Annotated in this window: 16 protein-coding genes; 13 read left to right on the forward strand and 3 right to left on the reverse strand. The window is 45.4% G+C overall.

Features of this window, described 5'->3' with window-relative positions:
• The first annotated feature begins 458 nt into the window (after positions 1 to 458).
• The 7 genes from QUA27_RS24225 (at position 459) to QUA27_RS24255 (ending at position 7101) form a co-directional block, all read left to right on the forward strand.
• Positions 459 to 1142 (forward strand): class I SAM-dependent methyltransferase, encoded by a 684-nt coding sequence (locus tag QUA27_RS24225; RefSeq protein WP_333071219.1) that lies wholly within the window; start codon positions 459 to 461, stop codon positions 1140 to 1142.
• A gap of 320 nt (positions 1143 to 1462) precedes the next feature.
• On the forward strand, positions 1463 to 2008 hold the full coding sequence (locus tag QUA27_RS24230) for an RNA 2'-phosphotransferase (protein WP_333071220.1): 546 nt from the start codon (positions 1463 to 1465) through the stop codon (positions 2006 to 2008).
• Between the two features lie 71 nt (positions 2009 to 2079).
• Positions 2080 to 3288: an AAA family ATPase gene (locus tag QUA27_RS24235; RefSeq protein ID WP_333071222.1), complete on the forward strand. Its 1209-nt coding sequence runs from the start codon at positions 2080 to 2082 to the stop codon at positions 3286 to 3288.
• Positions 3263 to 3448, forward strand: coding sequence for a hypothetical protein (locus QUA27_RS24240; protein ID WP_333071224.1), 186 nt, complete (start codon positions 3263 to 3265; stop codon positions 3446 to 3448). The genes QUA27_RS24235 and QUA27_RS24240 overlap by 26 nt, the downstream gene beginning before the upstream one ends.
• Before the next feature lie 423 nt (positions 3449 to 3871).
• Positions 3872 to 6082, forward strand: a complete 2211-nt coding sequence (locus QUA27_RS24245) for a PAS domain S-box protein (RefSeq protein WP_333071226.1) — start codon at positions 3872 to 3874, stop codon at positions 6080 to 6082.
• Between the two features lie 26 nt (positions 6083 to 6108).
• On the forward strand, positions 6109 to 6402 hold the full coding sequence (locus QUA27_RS24250) for a TIGR03792 family protein (protein ID WP_333071228.1): 294 nt from the start codon (positions 6109 to 6111) through the stop codon (positions 6400 to 6402).
• A 504-nt stretch (positions 6403 to 6906) separates the two neighbouring features.
• Positions 6907 to 7101: a hypothetical protein gene (locus QUA27_RS24255; protein ID WP_333071229.1), complete on the forward strand. Its 195-nt coding sequence runs from the start codon at positions 6907 to 6909 to the stop codon at positions 7099 to 7101.
• 517 nt (positions 7102 to 7618) lie between these two features.
• Here the strand turns inward: QUA27_RS24255 and QUA27_RS24260 are convergent.
• On the reverse strand, positions 7619 to 7786 hold the full coding sequence (locus QUA27_RS24260; RefSeq protein ID WP_333071230.1) for a hypothetical protein: 168 nt from the start codon (positions 7784 to 7786) through the stop codon (positions 7619 to 7621).
• Between the two features lie 144 nt (positions 7787 to 7930).
• On the opposite strand from QUA27_RS24260, the gene QUA27_RS24265 reads away from it, so the two are divergent.
• The 4 genes from QUA27_RS24265 to gmk all read left to right on the forward strand — a co-directional run bounded on the left by QUA27_RS24265 (position 7931) and on the right by gmk (position 12943).
• Positions 7931 to 8770: a hypothetical protein gene (locus tag QUA27_RS24265; RefSeq protein ID WP_333071231.1), complete on the forward strand. Its 840-nt coding sequence runs from the start codon at positions 7931 to 7933 to the stop codon at positions 8768 to 8770.
• Between the two features lie 164 nt (positions 8771 to 8934).
• The gene (locus QUA27_RS24270) at positions 8935 to 11037 is read left to right on the forward strand and encodes a M3 family metallopeptidase (RefSeq protein WP_333071233.1); all 2103 of its coding nucleotides are present in this window, start codon (positions 8935 to 8937) and stop codon (positions 11035 to 11037) included.
• A gap of 991 nt (positions 11038 to 12028) precedes the next feature.
• The gene (gene remA / locus QUA27_RS24275) at positions 12029 to 12295 is read left to right on the forward strand and encodes an extracellular matrix/biofilm regulator RemA (protein WP_333071235.1); all 267 of its coding nucleotides are present in this window, start codon (positions 12029 to 12031) and stop codon (positions 12293 to 12295) included.
• 78 nt (positions 12296 to 12373) lie between these two features.
• On the forward strand, positions 12374 to 12943 hold the full coding sequence (gene gmk, locus QUA27_RS24280) for a guanylate kinase (RefSeq protein ID WP_333071237.1): 570 nt from the start codon (positions 12374 to 12376) through the stop codon (positions 12941 to 12943).
• Here gmk and QUA27_RS24285 read toward each other — a convergent pair.
• A complete protein-coding gene (locus QUA27_RS24285) occupies positions 12940 to 13674 on the reverse strand; it encodes a hypothetical protein (RefSeq protein WP_333071238.1) in 735 nt (244 codons plus the stop codon). The genes gmk and QUA27_RS24285 overlap by 4 nt on opposite strands.
• A 243-nt stretch (positions 13675 to 13917) precedes the next feature.
• On the opposite strand from QUA27_RS24285, the gene xseA reads away from it, so the two are divergent.
• Complete coding sequence (gene xseA, locus QUA27_RS24290; RefSeq protein ID WP_333071240.1) at positions 13918 to 15087, forward strand: exodeoxyribonuclease VII large subunit; 1170 nt, start codon at positions 13918 to 13920, stop codon at positions 15085 to 15087.
• The gene (gene xseB, locus QUA27_RS24295) at positions 15084 to 15311 is read left to right on the forward strand and encodes an exodeoxyribonuclease VII small subunit (protein WP_333046043.1); all 228 of its coding nucleotides are present in this window, start codon (positions 15084 to 15086) and stop codon (positions 15309 to 15311) included. The genes xseA and xseB overlap by 4 nt, the downstream gene beginning before the upstream one ends.
• 132 nt (positions 15312 to 15443) lie before the next feature.
• On the opposite strand, the gene QUA27_RS24300 is transcribed toward xseB, so the two are convergent.
• Positions 15444 to 18695, reverse strand: coding sequence for a CHAT domain-containing protein (locus QUA27_RS24300; protein WP_333071243.1), 3252 nt, complete (start codon positions 18693 to 18695; stop codon positions 15444 to 15446).
• Between the last annotated feature and the right edge of the window lie 255 nt (positions 18696 to 18950).

The following is an 18950-nucleotide window of genomic DNA, read 5'->3' on the forward strand; positions in this document are numbered from 1 at the left end:
TTTCAGATCTAGCCGATCGTGGGCTGCTGGCTCATTCGTTTTTATCTTTTATATTTTACTAGGGGGAATCACTGAGAAATTTATGGTGTGGAGCAAACACCCACAGTTGCATTCTTGTTTGAAACGGGTATCATAACCGTCAACTTTTTTCTCACAATTACTCCTAGTATCTGGCTCAAAGTCTCGTCTTCGGGAGGCTTTCGGGTCTGTGGCATTTTGCCTCATCTGCACTGAAGGAGATATATGTGCAGGGCTAGACAGTTCCCAAATCACGGGCCGGTCTGGGCGCACAAAGTCCCTGTCTGGCGATCGCCCGTAACTTCTTTTAAATTACTTTATTCTACATCTTGACAGGTCTGTATATTTTTTGTATTATAAAGTGTAATATGCTTTCCGAGAAGAGAACTGCCCAACTGCATTGACGTACTCAACTATTAACAATTTGAGGAAAATCGTCTGTGAATTTAGACGCTGTACGCGAGCAATTTGAACAAAGAGCCTTTGATTATGACGGTTTAATTCCCCGCCTCATTCCGCGCTATGGCGAGCAACACGATGTAATATTGCAGTTAATCACTTCTGAAACTAATGCTAACATAAAAGTTCTGGATTTAGGCGCGGGAACTGGCATACTGTCGGCTATGATTATGCAAGCATTTCCTCAAGCAAAAGTCCTAGCCTTTGACATCGCCCAAAATATGCTGAAAACTTGCCAAACTAACTTGTCTGCTTTCCGAGAACGGCTGACCTTGCAGCAAGGAAACTTTGCCGAAGATGATTTCGGCAGCGGTTACGATTTGGTAGTTTCAGGCTTGGCAATTCACCATCTCGATAGCGCAGGTAAACAACAGCTATTTCACAAACTTTTCCACTCGATGAATCCAGGGGGAATCTTGCTAATTCGAGATATTGTGACAGGTGCTACTCCCCGGCTGACTGAGCAATACGAACAGTTGTGGCGGCAGTACATGAAAGCTAACGGAGAAGACGATGCAGCCTGGTTTAAAAAATATAGAGAAGAAGATATTCCCTCCTCTGTGGAAGAGCAGACAAAGTGGCTTGCAGAAGCTGGTTTTGCAGACGCAGGATGTCACTGGCGCTATCTAAATTTTGCTATTTTTGGCGGAGTTATCCCCAGGTAGAAGGCATTCGGCAGAAGGCAAAGTTTTTGATAATTATCAAAAGATAAAGGTCGTCAAAAATGGTACTCCTAACACTTTTTTATGCCCGGAGGCAGAACCTATTTCTCTAGGTGCTTGAGAGCGCACATTACCTCTATAATTCGCGCGTAAGACCATTTATATCTCCAGAAACCATTTCCCAAAAACCTGTAAATGGGGGTTCCCTCAAGCACCCTATGGCATTGCAAACAGATTCAATAAACCCGCCTCCACTCAACGATATAAGCCGCTACTGACATTTTGTAAAAGGTGATTAAAATATAAATAAATCAAGTAAAATTATGAACGATTCTCGATTAGTAAAAATCAGCCGATATCTCAGCAAACACCTGCGTCACGCGCCCTCGCGCATCGGCATTGAACTCGCTCCAGGTGGCTGGGTTGCTGTTAGCGAACTCCTCGATGCGTGCCAAAAAAATAACTTTCCTGTTCAGCTTGCAGAACTCAAGGAAGTAGTCGCGCAAAACGACAAGCAGCGCTTTTCATTTGACTCCGCAGGCATTCTAATTCGTGCCAACCAAGGACACAGCGTAGAGGTTGACTTACAGTTAGAACCCGCTGTTCCCCCAAATATTTTATATCACGGAACACGTAGCGCTGCCGTCGAGTCAATTCTCAATCAAGGAATTAGAAGAATGTCGCGGCATCACGTTCATTTGTCCGTGAATATCCAGACGGCGCGCCAAGTAGGTGCAAGACACGGCATCCCGGCCGTCTTTACTGTAGATGCCGCAGCAATGCAACGTGACGGTCATACATTTTACTGCTCGGAAAATAAAGTTTGGTTAGTAGATTTTGTGCCAGCCACTTATCTCAAAATAAATTGATTATTTTCCCGTATTTTGTAGAAGGTGTACGACAAAAAATGTAAAATAAGAGTAAGTAGGAATTTTGCCAAATGAGTGCGGAAAACATGGGCGATCGCGAAAACAATTTTCATCAAAACAATTCTCCAAATAGAGGTCTACTAGGCTCTGGATGGCGACCTTTATACCGTAAATTTGATTGGGAACACCTGGTACATTTAGCGTCTACCGACCCCTTAGAACTAGCTCAAAAAACTTTAGGCGCAGCTAGCGACATTGCCGACGCAATGGGACGACACCAATATACTTGGTGGGCAAATATGTTAAATGTATTCTCGGAAAATACTCGCTACGAAATTGATGAATTTTGGGATTACATTACTCCGCAGCCAGTTTACCCGGATTACCGCTACAAAGACGTTTTAGTTACCGAAACGCCTGTGGTGCAATTGGTCAGCCGCGCTAGCATTCCCATCGACTACGTTCTCAACAAACTCCAAGAAATTACTGTTTTCAAAGTTCTGGATTTGCTCGGCAAACCGGATGCGATTACCCAGTTTTTTATGGAGCGACATTTTTCTTATCCCCCGGAGCGATTTATTAGCTGGGAACGCTTGGAAGTTTTGGGTACTGTTTATGCTTCTTGGGCTCGATTCGGCTGCTGGCTGCAAATTGACAGCTACGACAGGGGAAGACGCTGCTACACTCTAATTTGCCAAGATATTGCGCCGCTCGTTAGCAAGGCAACTTATAATTTAGCGGTGATTCTGGGAGGGTACAAAAGCCGCGTCGGACAGGTTCACAGCCAGTTCCCAATTCGCACGTTTTCTGCGGAAGTTCAAAGTTTTACCGATACAGTTCAGCAGGCAATTTTAGATCAAAATCAGTTGGCTGTTTTGGTTAGTGGCGAACCGGGGACGGGAAAAACTGCTTGGACGCAAGCGGTAGCAAAGGAAATTTTAGTGCCGCTGGGTTATGTGATTTTTATCTTAGACCACGATGCTGTGGAAAATTTTGTGCCACCGAGTTATTTAGAGCGGATTTGTATTATTATCAATGAGGCTGATAATTTGGCTCAAGATCGATCGACTGCAGAGGCCCAACGCACTAATAAAACTGAACATATTTTGAGTTTGCTCGATGGAACTTTGTATCAAAGCGTCATCGACGAACACGGCATTCAATTTCAGCAAAAACTCGTAGTTTTGATGACTTGCAACACCACTGAAAGATTGGATCCTGCAATGTTACGGAAAGGAAGAGTGGATTTTACCAGTGAATTTACGCACAAATTTGTTTGAGCGCTATCTTGCATTCTCAAGCTATCTGGCGATCGCACTAGCTACACGATCTCATACCATGTTCGATGTGGGATTTTCAATGAAAGAATTGGGAATGACTGAGGAAGCTCATGATTTGGAGCGCGGGCATACAGTTGCATTCTTTTGGGGACTTGTATAAAATACCGAACAATCACCAGGAAATCTTCTGAATATCAAAGTGTGGGGGACACTTTCTTGGGTACCTCTAGACCATTGCTGTCAACTATCGCCTAAAACCCTTTTTCTCTCTCGTTTTTTGCCTAGTCTCGCTGCCCTCTTGCCCCCCGGAATAGTCGGGGGAGACAAGAGATCACTCCAGTCTCCGATTACTATTCGGGGGGCGCCAGCGCGATCTATGCCTAATCGTCAAACCGCAACCCGGCACTAGCTTTGGTCTTAAATTGACACTAATGCCTATAGACATATCCCCATCAAAAATGATATCAATGATGGGTGATACCCTCTAAGGGTATCGTCCGAGAGAGCAAATCAGGGAAAAACAGCATTTTTGGTCTCAAACAGAATTTTTCAAACTTGACAGCTATGGAGGAAATCCCAAACCGTGCAAACTAAGCCAGTTCAGCAAAAAAGTCAGGGACTGGGAAGGTACGTTGACGGGAATGTCCCGATCGCCCAACAACCCGCAGAGGCAGCCGTGTCGGAGAGTAAAGACAGATTTCGGCGGTTTGTTGAGCGCTCCGCCGACGCCGTGGCAATGGTAGATTGTGAAATGCGCTATCTGTCGGTTTCCCGTCGCTGGGAAACAGATTGCGGGATGGGCAGCGGGGAGGTGATCGGCCGATCTCATTGGGAACTGTTCCCGAATCTTCCGGAATATTGGGAGCAAAATGCCCAGGCTTGTTTGGCGGGTGTTTTGGAATACAGCGAGTTTGTGGCAGCGCGATCGATCGCATCTGTATCAGGAAAAACCGCAAGTGGCTCTGTCAGCGAGTCGGTAAGATGGGTATTTCAGCCTTGGAAAAATAGCGAAGGTGCGATCGGCGGTTTGATGTTGTTTGCATCTAAGATAGCTGAGGCTCCCGCTCAAACTAATTGCTTTAATAAATTTCAGTCCGAGGTCAAAAGCAAGCAGTTAGAAACAATCCCACAACTAACTCAAATTGCCCTCGAGAATGCTTCTGATACAATCTTTTTTACTACCTCCGACGGTCAAATTTGCTACGCGAACAAAGCCGCTTGCCATCTTTTCGGCTACTCGGAATCGGAACTGCTAAATATGAGGGTTAGCGACATCGATTCGCAGTTGCCAGCATCGGATTGGCGAGAACACTGGGCTCAACTCAAGGAGCAAACCAACCTCACTTTTGAAACCAGTTACAAAACCAAAAACGGCGCCAGTTTTTCCGTCGAAGTTAAAGTCAATTATTTAGAATACGGTGGCTGCGAATACCGCTGCGCGATCGCCCGCGACATTTCGGCTCGCCTCGCAGCAGAATCAGCGCTCGTAGAGGCAAAAGAGCAACTTCAAGCCGTTTTGGACGCGGTGCCCGGATTAGTTTCTTGGGTAAGTTCAGATTTGCGCTATTTGGGAGTAAACCGACATTTAGCTAGCGCTTACAAAATGCCGGCCGAAATATTTATCGGTCAAAAAGTAGGTTTTTTAGAGACAAGTCCCAAATTTAACGATTTAGTATACGATTTCTTTGCGAACCATAAAAAGAAAACATCTCAAGAAGTAACAGCGAGCATCCGAGGAGAAAATAAAACTTATCTAATAGTGGCTCAAAAATACCATAACAATACGGCGGCGGTATTTGTGGGATTGGATATTACAGAAAGTAAACAGTCTCTTTTAGCTTTGCAAGAATCCGAAGAACGCCTGCGACAACAAGCGGCTAAATTAGAGCAGACGCTGTTAATTTTGCAGCAAACTCAAACTCAACTGATTCAAACAGAAAAGATGTCATCTCTGGGGCAGTTGGTAGCAGGAATAGCGCACGAAATCAACAATCCAGTTAGTTTTATTTCTGGCAATGTCAGCCACGCCACTGGCTACATTCAAGAACTGCTGCGATCGATCGACCTTTACCAAAAATATTATCCCCATCCCGTGCCGGAAATTCAAGACTTGATGGAAGAATTAGACTTAGACTTCATCAAAAAAGACTTGCCAAAACTGCTAAATTCAATGAAAATCGGTTCCGAAAGGATTCGCGATGTCGTGCGATCGCTCCGCTTGTTCTCGCGTACCGACGAAGCCCAAATGAAGCCTGCTGATATCCACGAGGGTTTGGACAGCACTTTGCTGATCTTGCAAAATCGCCTGCAAGCTAAAGGGGGACGGCCGGGGATTTCTCTAGTTAAAGAGTACGGGGATTTGCCGCGAGTTCACTGCTATGCGGGACACTTAAACCAAGTGTTCATGCACTTGTTGACAAATGCGATCGACGCTTTGGAAGAAGGGGGGAGAAATGCCGAAAAGTATGGTAAAATGCAAAGTCAGTTTTTGTTGTCTGCAGGCCGAGCGAGAGCTGAAGTATTCAATCCTGAAATTCGGATTCGGACTTTTGTGGTAGGGGAAAACGAAGTTGCGATCGCCATTAGTGACAATGGCCCTGGCATGACTGAAGAAGTCCTCGACTGCATCTTTGACCCTTTGTTTACCACTAAATGTCCAGACACGAGTACAGGTTTGGGTCTAGCAATATCCCAGCACTTAGTAGTAGAAAAGCACGGCGGTGAGTTGCGCTGTGTTTCGCGTCCGGGAGAGGGAACGGAGTTGATAATTAAAATTGCGATCTGCAACGATTAATTAGCTATTTACAAATAGGAAATAAGATGGTAATTGAGTGGCTCAAATTTAAAGTACCTCAAGAAAAGTGGGAGCAGTTTATTCAGCGAGATCAGGAAGTTTGGACGGAGGGACTAAAAAGTTGGGACGGTTTTTTAGGCAAAGAAATTTGGGTAGATCCGGTGGAAAATGAGGTGGTGATGTTGATTCGCTGGGAAACTAGGGAGAAGTGGAAGTCGGTGCCACAAAGCACGATCGAGGAGTTGGATGCCAAAATGGGCGATTTGCAAATTGCGATCGCCGAAAGTCGCGAATATCAAGTTCGCAAGTTTTTGCATTAGTTAGTCAGCAGTCAGTTGATCGTGTTAATTTTTGAAAGATTAATCATGAGTTTTACCTTGATTGTACCGGAGACATCGATTTTGTATGTGGTGTGAAGGGCGATCGATCTCGGTACAATCCTCGCAGTGTTTGGTATTGGGTGCGAGGGGCGATCGTTCTTGGTAGAATCATCGCAGTGTTAAGTATTTGGTGTGAGGGGCGATCGCTGTTGATACCTGATGGGCGATCGATCTCGGTACAATCGTCCCAGTGGAAGGGTTGCTATAGATAAGATTGTGATGAGAAAAAGAGATGGGATTTGGGGGTTGCTGAATACAGGTAAAAATTCAGATTTCCCAATTGCTATAAGCCCTCAAAGGGTGAGTTTTGTAACTTCGGATAAAAGTTGATTCATACCCTGAATCAGCAACGCCGAAATTCTCAGAGATAAAGGATTAGCAGAAATCGATAGCTGCGAAGCACTCATTCACCGCTACCAAGGCAATCACTTATGGTTAAAAAGCGTGGCGACTCTGATTCAAGAGTTGGAAATCGGCGCGACTGAGTTATTAATAGATGATACCATATTGTTGCCGACAGATTTGAAAGAGGTTTTACAGCAGCAGTACGATCGCACTTCCGAACTCGAAAAACAAGTTATGTCATTGTTGGCGACACAAAACCAGCCAGTCAACTTCGCCAAGTTGCTACAAAACTGACAAATATCATCATCAGATTTGCTAAACGCATTCCAATCTCTATCGCGGCGCTGCTTAATCGAAAAACAGGAAAATCTTTACACTTTGCCACCTGTACTGAAGCAATATATCACAGGGTTATCAGCAAAATAGTGCTGGACGCATAAATACCAAATAAACCGGGTTTTTTACCGAGTCTGAGGATTGCGACTAACTATTATCGTAAAAAAACCCGGTTTCTGGACCCGATGCGTCCAGCACTAATTTTAAGAAAATTTTGCATAGAGAGCAGAAATAAAATTAACGCTTAAAAATCCTACTCCTAGTACAAGAATGATAAAGATGGAGATACTGAAAATAGACTTTAGCCGATCGCCAATTCCGGGTTTTTCTGAGTTCATTGGTCAATTTTTGCAGTAAATTTGAGAGGGGCAATTGAGAAAGAGGAGATTATACCAATGCGCGAACAAAAAGGCAACTCCCGACAAGCTCCAAACGACGATCGCCCTCAGTAGCTCGCATTTTTTTAACTTTTAATCTAAAATCTAAAATCTAAAATGGTATTAAGCATTGTTCGGTTAGCCTCGGCAGCTATTGTCGATCGCCCGAACCCGATGGCGCTAACTCCTGTAAAATAGAGGGCGCGTTGGGGCGAACCTTTTAACAGCCGGAATTGGGCGCGATCGTCACAGGCTCCCAAATACATAATAATATGTCAGTCATCCTTAACTTACTCACAAAGGTAAAAATAGAAGAGTGCCAAGAAATAATCTAAAACATATAACTGAAAAAAGGATAGAAATCGATGCTCCACCCAATCTCGCAACCTTACCAACAACGAGCAAATACTATGACCCAAAGAGCCGTGCGGAAGCCAAAACCCTCTGTTGCAAACCACTTGAGACCAAGTTTTCCTCAAAGGCACTGGCTGGAGCTGGCAGAGTACGCCTCTCTGGCGGCCTCTGGTGTGGGTTCCGTGGCGGTGGCTGTGTCCGGTCAAGCTTTTTACGGGGTAGCTCCCCTAACTTTGGCTTTGTCGCTGAATGTTGCTAACCGGTATCGGTTCGAGCAGCAAGTGCGGGTGCATCAAAATTCGGAAATGGCTCAAGTACAAAAGTCTGTCAATAAAGTCGAAAAAACGGCGGTGACGGTAATTGTTAAATTACGCAAGCAGTTGTCAGCAGATATTGCAGCGCTGCGCCAGCAAATGGCTGCAATGCCAAGGGCAGAAGGCTTTGAGGATTCGACGATCGATATCCAGCGGCAGTTGCTGAGTTTAGGAGAGTCGGTAGCTTCTTTGCAAGAAATCGTGGCGTCTGCTGTACTCGATGTCCGCCAGCAGGTGAGCCAACAACTGCAAGATTTATCGGTTGGCCAATCGGCGAATCTCCAAGCTGTGGAACAGGCTATAGAGCAACTGCAAAGTGCGACGCAAGGCTTGGCAGAAACTTCTATCACCAGAGACGACTGGGAAGTAGTAAATACTCGATTTTTGGAAATCCAGAAAGTCATGGCCAATTTGCAAAGCCAACTGCAAGCTCCCGCACACCAATCGAGTGCGGATTTGTCTCTAGTCCAAGCTCAAATTCACCGTTTGGAACACGAGCAGCAAGAAGTTGTCAAACCTCACCTCAAGCGCTTAATCTCGGTTGTCAAGGAGTTGCAGCACACACAAGAGAGTAGTCATTAATAATTAGTAAGCACTCATTAGTCATCAGTCATAAGGAAGATTTTTTGACTATGACATTCTGGGACTCACGCCCGATAGAACCCAAATTTTTCGACAACTGTGTTACAAAATGAAAAGCTAATCTGTCTAGTTCACCTGTTTTCAACCTGTTACAAGAAAATTAAATGACTGCAACCTTAACTATTGCTGATAACCCGTTACTAATCGGTCAAGGATTGCCTCCATTTGACGCGATCGAACCAGAACACGTAGTCCCCGCTGTTACCCAACTGCTGACCGAACTCGAAGCCTCGCTAGCTGACTTAGAATCGTCTGTAGAGCCGACTTGGAGCGGCTTAGTAGAACCATTGCAGCGGCTCGGAGAGCGTTTAAATTGGAGCTGGAGCATTGTCGGACATTTGATGGGTGTGAAAAATAGCCCGGAATTGCGATCGGCTCACGAAACAGTGCAGCCGGAAGTAGTAAAATTTTGGAGCAAGCTCAGTCAAAGTAAACCGCTTTACGAAGCTTTTAAAGCGCTGCGGGCTAGCGAAAATTGGGATAGCTTAGAGTCAGCTCAAAAGCGAATTGTCGAAGCCGCTCTCCGAGACGCCCAACTCTCCGGCGTCGGTTTAGAAGGCGAGCAAAAAGAGCGTTTTAATGCCATTCAATTAGAATTAGCCGAAATTACTACCCAATTTTCTAATCACGTCCTCGACGCTACCAAAGCATTCAGCATCACCCTCACAAACAAAGACGAAATTGACGGTTTGCCGCCGAGTTTGTTGAGTTTAGCAGCTCAAGCCGCTCGCAGCGCCGGCGAAGAAAATGCGGATGCCGAAAACGGCCCTTGGCGGATTACTTTAGACTTTCCGAGTTACGGCCCTTTCATGCAGCACAGCACCCGCCGCGACTTGCGCGAAAAGTTGTACAAAGCTTTTATCGGCAGAGCAAGTAGCGGAGAATTGAATAACTGGCCTTTGACCGATCGCATTTTAGCTTTGCGCCAGGAAAAAGCTGCTTTGCTGGGGTTTAGCAGTTATGCCGAATTGAGTCTGGCGAGCAAAATGGCTCCCGACGTGACAGCAGTGGAAGCTTTGTTAGAAGAATTGCGTCAGGCTAGTTATGATGCTGCTGTCAAAGATTTAGAAGAATTGAAAGCTTTTGCTGCCGAAAAAGGCGCGGCGGAAGCTGGAGACTTGAAGCACTGGGATATCGGTTTTTGGTCGGAACGGCGGCGGGAAGAAAAGTTTGCTTTTAGTGCCGAAGAATTGCGCCCTTATTTTGCTTTGCCACAGGTATTAGAGGGGTTATTTGGATTAGTAAAGCGGCTGTTCGGCGTGACAGTAACTGCGGCGGACGGTCAAACTCCTGTGTGGCACAAAGATGTGCGGTATTTTCAAATAGATGATGAAGCAGGAAATACGATCGCCAATTTCTATTTAGACCCCTACAGCCGCCCCGAAGAAAAGCGCGGCGGTGCTTGGATGGACGAGTGCGTGGTGCGCGCTAAATTTGTCGAAGCAGGCACAACAACTACGCGGTTGCCGGTGGCTTATTTGGTGTGCAACCAAAGTCCTCCGGTTGACGGGAAACCGAGTTTAATGACTTTCTTGGAAGTCGAAACTTTGTTTCACGAATTCGGTCACGGTTTGCAGCATATGCTGACCACGGTAGACTATCCGGGGGCTTCGGGCATCAATAATGTTGAGTGGGATGCGGTGGAATTGCCCAGTCAATTTATGGAAAATTGGTGTTATGATCGCGCGACTTTGTTCGGCATGGCAAAGCATTACCAAACCGGGGAAACTTTGCCGGAACACTACTACCAAAAACTGCTAGCAGCGCGCCACTACATGAGCGGCACCGCCATGCTCAGGCAAATACATTTTAGCAGCGTTGACATCGAATTGCACCACCGCTACCGATCGGGCGGCAGCGAAACTGTGGCCGATGTCCGCAACCGCATCGCTAAAACTACCACAGTTTTGCCTCCTCTGGAAGAAGACGCATTTTTGTGCGCTTTCGGACACATTTTTGCGGGTGGCTATGCGGCGGGGTATTACAGTTATAAATGGGCGGAAGTGCTCAGCGCTGATGCTTTTGCGGCGTTTGAGGAAGCGGGTTTGGAAGATGAAAGTGCGATCGCCTCTACAGGTAGGCGCTTCCGAGATACAGTGTTAGGATTGGGCGGCAGTTTGCCCCCGATGGAAGTGTTTAAAACTTTCCGGGGACGCGAACCGAGCACTAAAGCTTTGTTGAGGCACAGCGGTTTAGTTGCGGCTTAATTTAAGTGTACAATAACTGGGGATTAATGCGGGTGAATTTATCTGCATTAATCCCAGTTTTTGTTGACCAAAATTTACGCAGTTCCTTTATGCGTATGGTGCGGCGTGCATGAATTCTTACCGCTATAATTTCTATCAAATCAGGTAGCATCGGAATAATTCATCTCTCTGTTCTCTGACTCTGTGTTCTCTGTGTCCTCTGCGGTTGAATCATTCCAAGTCAACCGGAATTCATCTCATGCGTAAAACCCATTTCTGCCTAACTTTTGCTGAATTCAAAATGTTTCTAGTAAAAACTAAAGTGCTCAGATTTTTCTACTAATTCCCCCAATTATTGCAACATATAATCCTGCGACCATCTGTATAGAAACGGCACTGCCGTGTCCGGCGCGAGACTCTGCAAGTTTTCAGATTTGTTATACAATTGATAATTGTATCCACACTTTTTTATTGGTATTAATAAAACTAAAATTTTCACTACAAACCCATTTTATTGTAGAACATCATGCAATAAAAATCTGTAGTTTGGCACATTATCCCCAATCTTTTGGTAAAAAATCTGGCAGAAAGTGCGTTAGCGAAGCCCTCGAAGAGGATCGCCAGCAGCTTTTAGTTTAGCTTGGAAAGCTCATCAAACCAGCATTTGCAAATATTTACTTTTATCGATCACTGATTATACTTAAGTTTCCCTCTCCTGAAAATTAACTTTATAATTCGCAACATTTATAGGCTTTTGTCTCGATACAGGTAATGCTTTTATTAGCAACTAAAAATTAAGGAGTTTACCGAATCTTTAAGATACAGCGGCAACACCGAGTCTTTTTTAAATTTTTTATAAAGAACGGGGTACTCGGCGTCAAAAGGGTAAAAAATTAATCTCAACTAAAAAAATTAGTTGAGATTAATTTTAGGATTGTAATACAAAATATTTGTATATATGATAAAAAGTAAGGATTGATAGTTAGTCGTTCACCCATAGATTAAGATTTTCATGGATATTCAATTAATTAATATCGGTTTTGGTAACATTGTGTCTGCTAATCGAGTGATTGCCATTGTCAGTCCAGAGTCAGCGCCAATTAAGCGGATTATTACTGATGCGCGAGAGCGGGGACAACTGGTTGACGCGACTTACGGCCGCCGCACGAGAGCGGTAATTATTACAGATTCGAGTCACGTAATCCTCTCAGCGATTCAGCCGGAAACGGTTGCTAATCGTTTTGCGATCAGCAAAGACAGTCAAGGTAGGGATGATTGAGGTTTTTCAGTTGCAATTTGAGCGTTTACAGTCTAAAGTAAGCAGAAACTTAAATTGTTACACGTTTCTATTCTAAAGATGAAATCTGGTAAATTAATTGTTCTGACGGGGCCTAGCGGTGTGGGGAAAGGCACCTTAGTACGATCGCTCCTCAATCGCCATCCCGAATTGTATCTTTCGGTATCCGTGACAACTCGTGAGCCCCGTGAGGGAGAAATTGAGGGACAGCACTACTATTTTGTCAGCCGCAGCCGCTTTGAACAAATGGTTGAGGCTGGAGAGTTTGCCGAATGGGCTCAGTTTGCCGGTAATTTTTACGGTACTCCTTATTTTGGTCTCAAGCAAGGAATTGGTGAGGGAAAATGGGTAATTCTCGAAATTGAGTTGGAAGGGGCTAGGCAAATTAGGAATAATTTTCCACAGGCGCTGCGAATTTTTATTTTACCTCCTTCTTGGGAAGAATTGGAACGGCGCCTGCGGACTCGGGGTCAAGATTCCGAAACGGCGATCGCCCGTCGGTTGCTGCGTGCTAAAGAGGAAATTGAAGCGGCGGGGGAATTCGATTTCCAAGTTGTTAATGACGATTTGGAAGTTGCTTTGAAAAAGCTAGAATCAATACTTAATTTTGTTGAGATTTCAGGTAACTAATGACTAATTACCCATTTCTCCGTCCTGGCTAAAACTTCGCTACTTTGTTTGATAGCAACACAGACTTTTAAATTCAATTGCAGAATATTCGACGAAGGCGAATTTTTTCTCAACGGTTCAATTTCGCGAGCCGAACAGCCCAACATTTCCATATAAGCTAGCGTCCAGCCAATAGCTGCAATATCGCCTACAGTGCCTTCTCCGGCGCAAAGGTAACAGCCCAATTCGCCCTCCGACCCACACTCAGGGCAAACCCAATTGCCCAGTTGTGAATGGGGCAGATTTGTGCGGGAGGCGGATGCAATTGTTAATGCTTTAATATGATTTTGAACTACTTGTTTAAAACCTCGGTTTTGGTTGCTGCGCTGGTCGGAATGTGTGTGCGATAGACCAATTGCTACTGCTTGCTGTTGTGGCGCAGCAACAGATGCTGTTTGATTCTCCTTGGTTACTCTAGATTCGCCTAGGTTCGCAGTTAGCTGAATACCATAGTCTTTCGACTCCTCAGTCTGAGAGTGGTTGAGTGCGGTGGAGGAATCGGGATCGGAAGTTGTGAAGGATTGTTCTATGCGATCGGCAAAATTTTGCATTGAGAGGTGATGTTCGATCGCCAAAGACCAAGTTCTTTTATGTCGGAGGTCGCCATATTTTCTGGCTTCTTCCTCAGTAATGCCGATCGCCGCTGCCTCTTGGCGCAGCACATTCATCGAATTCATTGTATCTGATATCATTAGTTTGTTTGCAGTTAAAATTACGATCGCCCGCTCAGCCTACAAATAAATTACCTTAGATATACTACAATAGTCCGGACTATTTTGAGATCCTAGTGGAAAACCCTTGATTTTCCGTTAGCAAGTCGATTTGGCAATCGCCCTGAAACCCTTATTTTACGCTTGGCAATCGCACACTGTCCGAAGCATTGATAGTAGCCTAAATCTAAAATCTAAAATCTAAAATCTAAAATCTAAAATTGGATGACTTCAATTCTTCCCGATACAGCTTTATCTGTTGCCGGACTAACATCTTACCTGCAAGAGTTGTTGGAGGGCGATCGCAACCTGCAATCAGTTTGGCTGACAGGCGAGGTGTCGAACGTTTCGCACCACCCCAGCGGCTGCTTTTTCACTCTGTGCGACACCGACAAAAGCGCTGCGATTCGCTGCGTGGTGTGGAATTCTCAGCGGCAAAAATTGGTGCAAATCCCGGAAAAAGGCGAACAGTTGCTGGTTTTGGGAAGCATCCGGGTTTACAAAAATCGCGGCGAGTACCAGTTGACTGTGGTGCAATCGCTACCGGCTGGGGAAGGATTGCAGGCTTTGCGGTTGCAGCAATTGCGATCGCGCTTGGATGCTGAGGGTTTCTTCGATCCCGCCAGAAAGCGCCCGATTCCCGCACACCCGCAAATTGTGGCCGTGGTGACATCCGATACAGGCGCTGCTTGGGGAGACATTCAGCGGACTCTAGCTCAAAGATATCCCGGTTTGCGGGTGTTGCTGTCGCCGACAGGAGTGCAGGGAGAATTGGCTGCTGCTGCCATTGCGAGGGCGATCGCCCGGGTAGAATTGGACGGTAGGGCGGATGTGATCGTTTTAGCGCGCGGCGGCGGTTCTGCGGAAGATTTGGCTTGTTTTAATGATGAGAGAGTTGTCAGGGCGATCGCCAATTGTGCGATTCCAATTATCACTGGTATCGGGCACGAAAGAGACGAATCTCTCGCCGATTTAGTAGCAGATAAACGAGCGCACACTCCCACTGCGGCTGCCGCTCAAGCAGTACCAATTTTAGCAGATCTTTACTTTGAACACAAGCAGCGAATGGTAAATTTAGCAAACGCTGTGCGGGCAAGATTTCAGACAGAAGAAGAGCATTTGCAACTGTTACAAAATCGATTAAAACGCTTACCTGCGACATCCCGAACTTTGCGACAAGCAACTGGTAAACTGGAAGTATTGCAAGAAAAGTTATCCGCATTAAATCCGGCTGCGGTTTTGCAAAGGGGTTATGCGGCGGTAATCCAAAGTGACGGTACGATCGTCCGCACAACTGACGCTTTGGAATTGGGAGAGGAATTGACTGTGAGGTTGAGTCGGGGCGTGCTGAAAGTTAAGATTGTAGAAGTATTGGATGCAGAAGAAAAGTTATGATTGATTCGCAGTTGCGCCAGTCTGACTGGAATTATGAGGAAACGGTCGATCGAATTGAAGCGATTATCGATCGGGTGGAATCGGGAGAGTTGCCTCTAGAAGAGGTTTTCGAGCAGTTTGGGGTGGCTGTGGAGTGTTGGCAGGAGTGCGAAAGGTTTTTGGCGCGAGGGAAGGAACAGATGGATTTGTCGATCGAGCTTTTGGCCGCGGAACCCGATTTTTAAGCGCAGATGAACGGGGATTAAGGCGAATAAATGTAGGTGAAATAGCAGGTGAAACCGAAAGTCCGACAGGGAATTAATTCCCCGCCGGAATGTGTGTCAGACGTGTTTGTTGACACAATCAAACACGACAAATCAATGCAAACCCTGACAAATAAACCCCGACCAATACATCAAATCATCAAAAGGATTTGACATAGTGTAAAGATTTTTTGCCAAACTTTCATATCCTTTCTTCCGTTCCTGAATCTGATTCTCCTGCTTCACTATTTCCTTCAACTCCGCCCCCAACTCCTTAAACTCATCCGTCCCCCTATTGTAGGATTTATGCCGCAATTTTAACTTTTGTTTTTCCTTTTGAACCCTAGCCAATTTTGACTTTAAATCCCCAATAATTCTCTGAAGCAACGGATCGATTTGCGGTTGATAAAGCTCTTTCAACTCCGCACCCGAAATTGTCCGCAACCTCACCTGTGCCCGTCGCAAAGCCTCTGGACGACTCAAACCTTCCCGACGATACTGATAATAAAAAATCGCAAACAAGGAAGTAGCAAAATCATCCACAGCCCACAAAGTGCTGACCACACTCCGCGCCCCCGCACACAAAAAACCCGTTCCCAAACTAAGAAGATTATCGGTAATTTCCGTCCCTCCTAAATTAGTTTCGCAGCAGGACATAAACACATCGGATAACTGCGGCAAGCGCCAACCAGGTGTCATCAATTCCCCTAACGTGATACTCCCGTCTCCTAAAAACAATCGCGATTCTAAAGGATTGTCCAAACGCGAGACAGCGTGGTGACTGGAGTGGATTACATTCACATTTTGGGCGAGGTTTCGATAGGCGGCGACTGTTGCTTCTTGACTTCCTTTTAAGCGCTCAGGTTTGGTCACAATTTCGGCAATTTGTTCGCACTCAAAAGGAGTAAAGTACAAATCATCAGTGGCATTTTCCACAATTCCGTATTTCGGCGATTCGATGGTTTCCTCTTTACTGCAATACTCCAAAATTCTGCAACTGGGTACGTAACGAATTAGGAAATAATCGCTAAGAACCCCCCCCGGCCTCCCCTTGCTAAGCAGGGTGGATTGGGGGGGTTCTATCGGCAATGCCGCCAGCGGAATCTGATGCAAATACAAATGCGGAATCACAATCAATTCCTCAATTTCATCCAAACAATTACCAATCAACTCATCAACTTTCAACCGCTGCGACAACTGAGACAAAAACTCACCCATCCCCTGTTGCCAAATTTTCCAATCCTGCAAATAAGGCCACAACCAACTCTCGCGAATCCCCTCCTGAAAAGTTGCCAAGCCCTCTCCCTGACAAGTATGAATCTGCGGCGCTTTATCCTTGTAAATCACAAAAACATGAGTGTCATCAGTCGTAGTATAAAAACAGAGAATCGCCGTCTGCGAATTGTCAATGAGTTTCTGCATCTTCGCAAACTCCATCGGCTCGACTTGAACTTGTCCCGCTAAAACTGGATCTAAACTGCGGATGTTTTCCCAGATTCGCTGTTTCTGGGCTTCCAATTCTTGAATCTTCTCCGTGTAAGCAGACAAATCTGCCCGACTGCGCGACTGACTCCCCACATTGGCTAATTCTTTATTGCCTTCAGAAGGTTTGCGGAGTTGTTCAACTTCTGCGTCAATTTCCCGCTGCTTGGCCTCAAATTCCTGCAAATATTTTTGCACTGCGGGGGGAATTTCGCCGCTAGCATACAAATCATTGCTGTGCATTAAATCGACTAACCGCTGAGCACGGGTTCTGTCGCAATATTCTATGGCTTTTTCCAGTTGGTTGCTGTTGACGCAAGCTTGAATAGCCTTTTCGTAAACACCTATAGATTCAGCTAAAATCTGCTGGCGGATATCGTCGGAAGTTGCCCAACTTCTGCTTTTTTCCACCGCTTGAATTGCTTTCTCGAATCCTTCCAGGGCGATATCCCAGAAACCAGCAGTGAAAGCGGTATTGCCGAGGTTTCTTCCGGTTGTGAGACAGTTTAAAGGAAAAGCAGCAGGAGTGCGAATTTCTAATGCTAAGCGAAAACAGTCGATCGCCTCTTCTATATTCGCCGCCCTGACTCCTTCTCTTCTGTCACTATAGGCATTCCCCAAATTGTTTTGAGTCGCTGCCCATTGTTCGGGATAATTCTCGGGGGTACGGACTTTTAATGCTTCCCGATAACAGGCGATCGCATCTTCTATATTCTTTGCCCTGACTCCTTCTCTGTCACCATAGGCAGTACCCAAATTGTTTTGAGTCAATGCCCATTGTTCGGGATAATTCTCGCGGGTGTAGACTTCTAAAGCTGACCGATAACAGGAAATCGCCGATTCAATATTCGCCGCCCTGACTCCTTCTCTTCTGTTACTATAAGCATTCCCCAAATTGTTTTGAGTCGTTGCCCAATTTTCGGGATAATTCTCGCGGGTACGGACTTCTAAAGCTGACCGATAACAGGAAATCGCCGATTCAATATTCGCCGCCCTGACTGCTTCTATTATGTGACTATAGGCAGTACCCAAATTGTTTTGAGTCGCTGCCCAATTTTCGGGATAATTCTCGCGGGTGTAGACTTCTAAAGCTGATCGATAACAGGAAATCGCCAATTCAATATTCGCCGCCCTGACTCCTTCTATTCTGTTTCTGTAGGCAGCCCCCAAATTGTTTTGAGTCCCTGCCCAATTTTCGGGATAATTCTCGCGGGTACGGACTTCTAAAGCTGACCGATAACAGGAAATCGCCAATTCAATATTCGCCGCCCTGACTCCTTCTATTCTGTTTCTGTAGGCAGCCCCCAAATTGTTTTGAGTCGCTGCCCAATTTTCGGGATAATTCTCGCGGGTATAGACTATTAAAGCAGACCTGTAACAAGCGATGGCAATTTCTAAATTCCATGCCCGCCTGCCTAGCGGAAACTGCTGAATTAAGTTGCCTAATTCGCCAATAACTGTTGCGATTGAGTTAGCTTGTTCTAATGTGGCTTCTATGAATGTGGACGTTGCCCAAGTTGGCAATATTTCCGCAAACTTTAAATTCAATTTGTCGAGATTTTGTTGTAAAATAGGATCGACAAATTGAGGATTTCCCCGACTGTCTAACGTTGCCTGCAACACCTCCATTAAGAAATTAAAATATTCTTCAGGAGTTGCACTATTACCAATATAATTCGCCAAATGTGCCGCTAGATTTTGCAACCAACCTGCATTTGTGTCACCCTTTGCTGCCATATCGGCAGCTACCACTTCCAGGACTTGCACAAAATCGGCATCCACCAACTCTCGATTGGCGTTGAGAATATCACCCTCTTCACCGCTAGGGCACTCAAGCAGGGCTTGAATCAGTTCGAGATAGGCCGTGAGGCGTTGTTCGTCCATTAGAGTTTACCTGTATTCTGTATATATATCGATCGGCAATTTGGGGGATAATTCTGCAAATGCCTGAAAAATTCTAGATACAGCGAATTCCAGGTTTATGAAGTACAGTAACAGCAGCTTGTAAACCAGTTTTTAAAGTGCTTAGGATTGACCAAATAAGCGTGCAGTAGCCAGCAAAATACAGCGGATTCCAGGTTTATGAAGTACAGTAACAGCAGCTTGTAAACCAGTTTTTAAAGTGCTTAGGATTGACCA

The organism is Microcoleus harperi Pol14_C6 (genome assembly GCF_036701295.1).
Classification (GTDB): domain Bacteria; phylum Cyanobacteriota; class Cyanobacteriia; order Cyanobacteriales; family Microcoleaceae; genus Microcoleus.

What these genes read in the sequence shown, in the direction of transcription:
- xseB (WP_333046043.1), top strand. Translation starts at nt 15,084, where the DNA reads ATGATTGATTCGCAGTTGCGCCAGTCTGACTGGAATTATGAGGAAACG.
- QUA27_RS24230 (WP_333071220.1), top strand. Translation starts at nt 1,463, where the DNA reads ATGAACGATTCTCGATTAGTAAAAATCAGCCGATATCTCAGCAAACAC.
- QUA27_RS24265 (WP_333071231.1), top strand. Translation starts at nt 7,931, where the DNA reads ATGACCCAAAGAGCCGTGCGGAAGCCAAAACCCTCTGTTGCAAACCAC.
- remA (WP_333071235.1), top strand. Translation starts at nt 12,029, where the DNA reads ATGGATATTCAATTAATTAATATCGGTTTTGGTAACATTGTGTCTGCT.
- QUA27_RS24250 (WP_333071228.1), top strand. Translation starts at nt 6,109, where the DNA reads ATGGTAATTGAGTGGCTCAAATTTAAAGTACCTCAAGAAAAGTGGGAG.
- xseA (WP_333071240.1), top strand. Translation starts at nt 13,918, where the DNA reads ATGACTTCAATTCTTCCCGATACAGCTTTATCTGTTGCCGGACTAACA.
- QUA27_RS24300 (WP_333071243.1), bottom strand. Translation starts at nt 18,695, where the DNA reads ATGGACGAACAACGCCTCACGGCCTATCTCGAACTGATTCAAGCCCTG.
- QUA27_RS24235 (WP_333071222.1), top strand. Translation starts at nt 2,080, where the DNA reads ATGAGTGCGGAAAACATGGGCGATCGCGAAAACAATTTTCATCAAAAC.
- gmk (WP_333071237.1), top strand. Translation starts at nt 12,374, where the DNA reads ATGAAATCTGGTAAATTAATTGTTCTGACGGGGCCTAGCGGTGTGGGG.
- QUA27_RS24260 (WP_333071230.1), bottom strand. Translation starts at nt 7,786, where the DNA reads ATGTATTTGGGAGCCTGTGACGATCGCGCCCAATTCCGGCTGTTAAAA.
- QUA27_RS24285 (WP_333071238.1), bottom strand. Translation starts at nt 13,674, where the DNA reads ATGATATCAGATACAATGAATTCGATGAATGTGCTGCGCCAAGAGGCA.
- QUA27_RS24270 (WP_333071233.1), top strand. Translation starts at nt 8,935, where the DNA reads ATGACTGCAACCTTAACTATTGCTGATAACCCGTTACTAATCGGTCAA.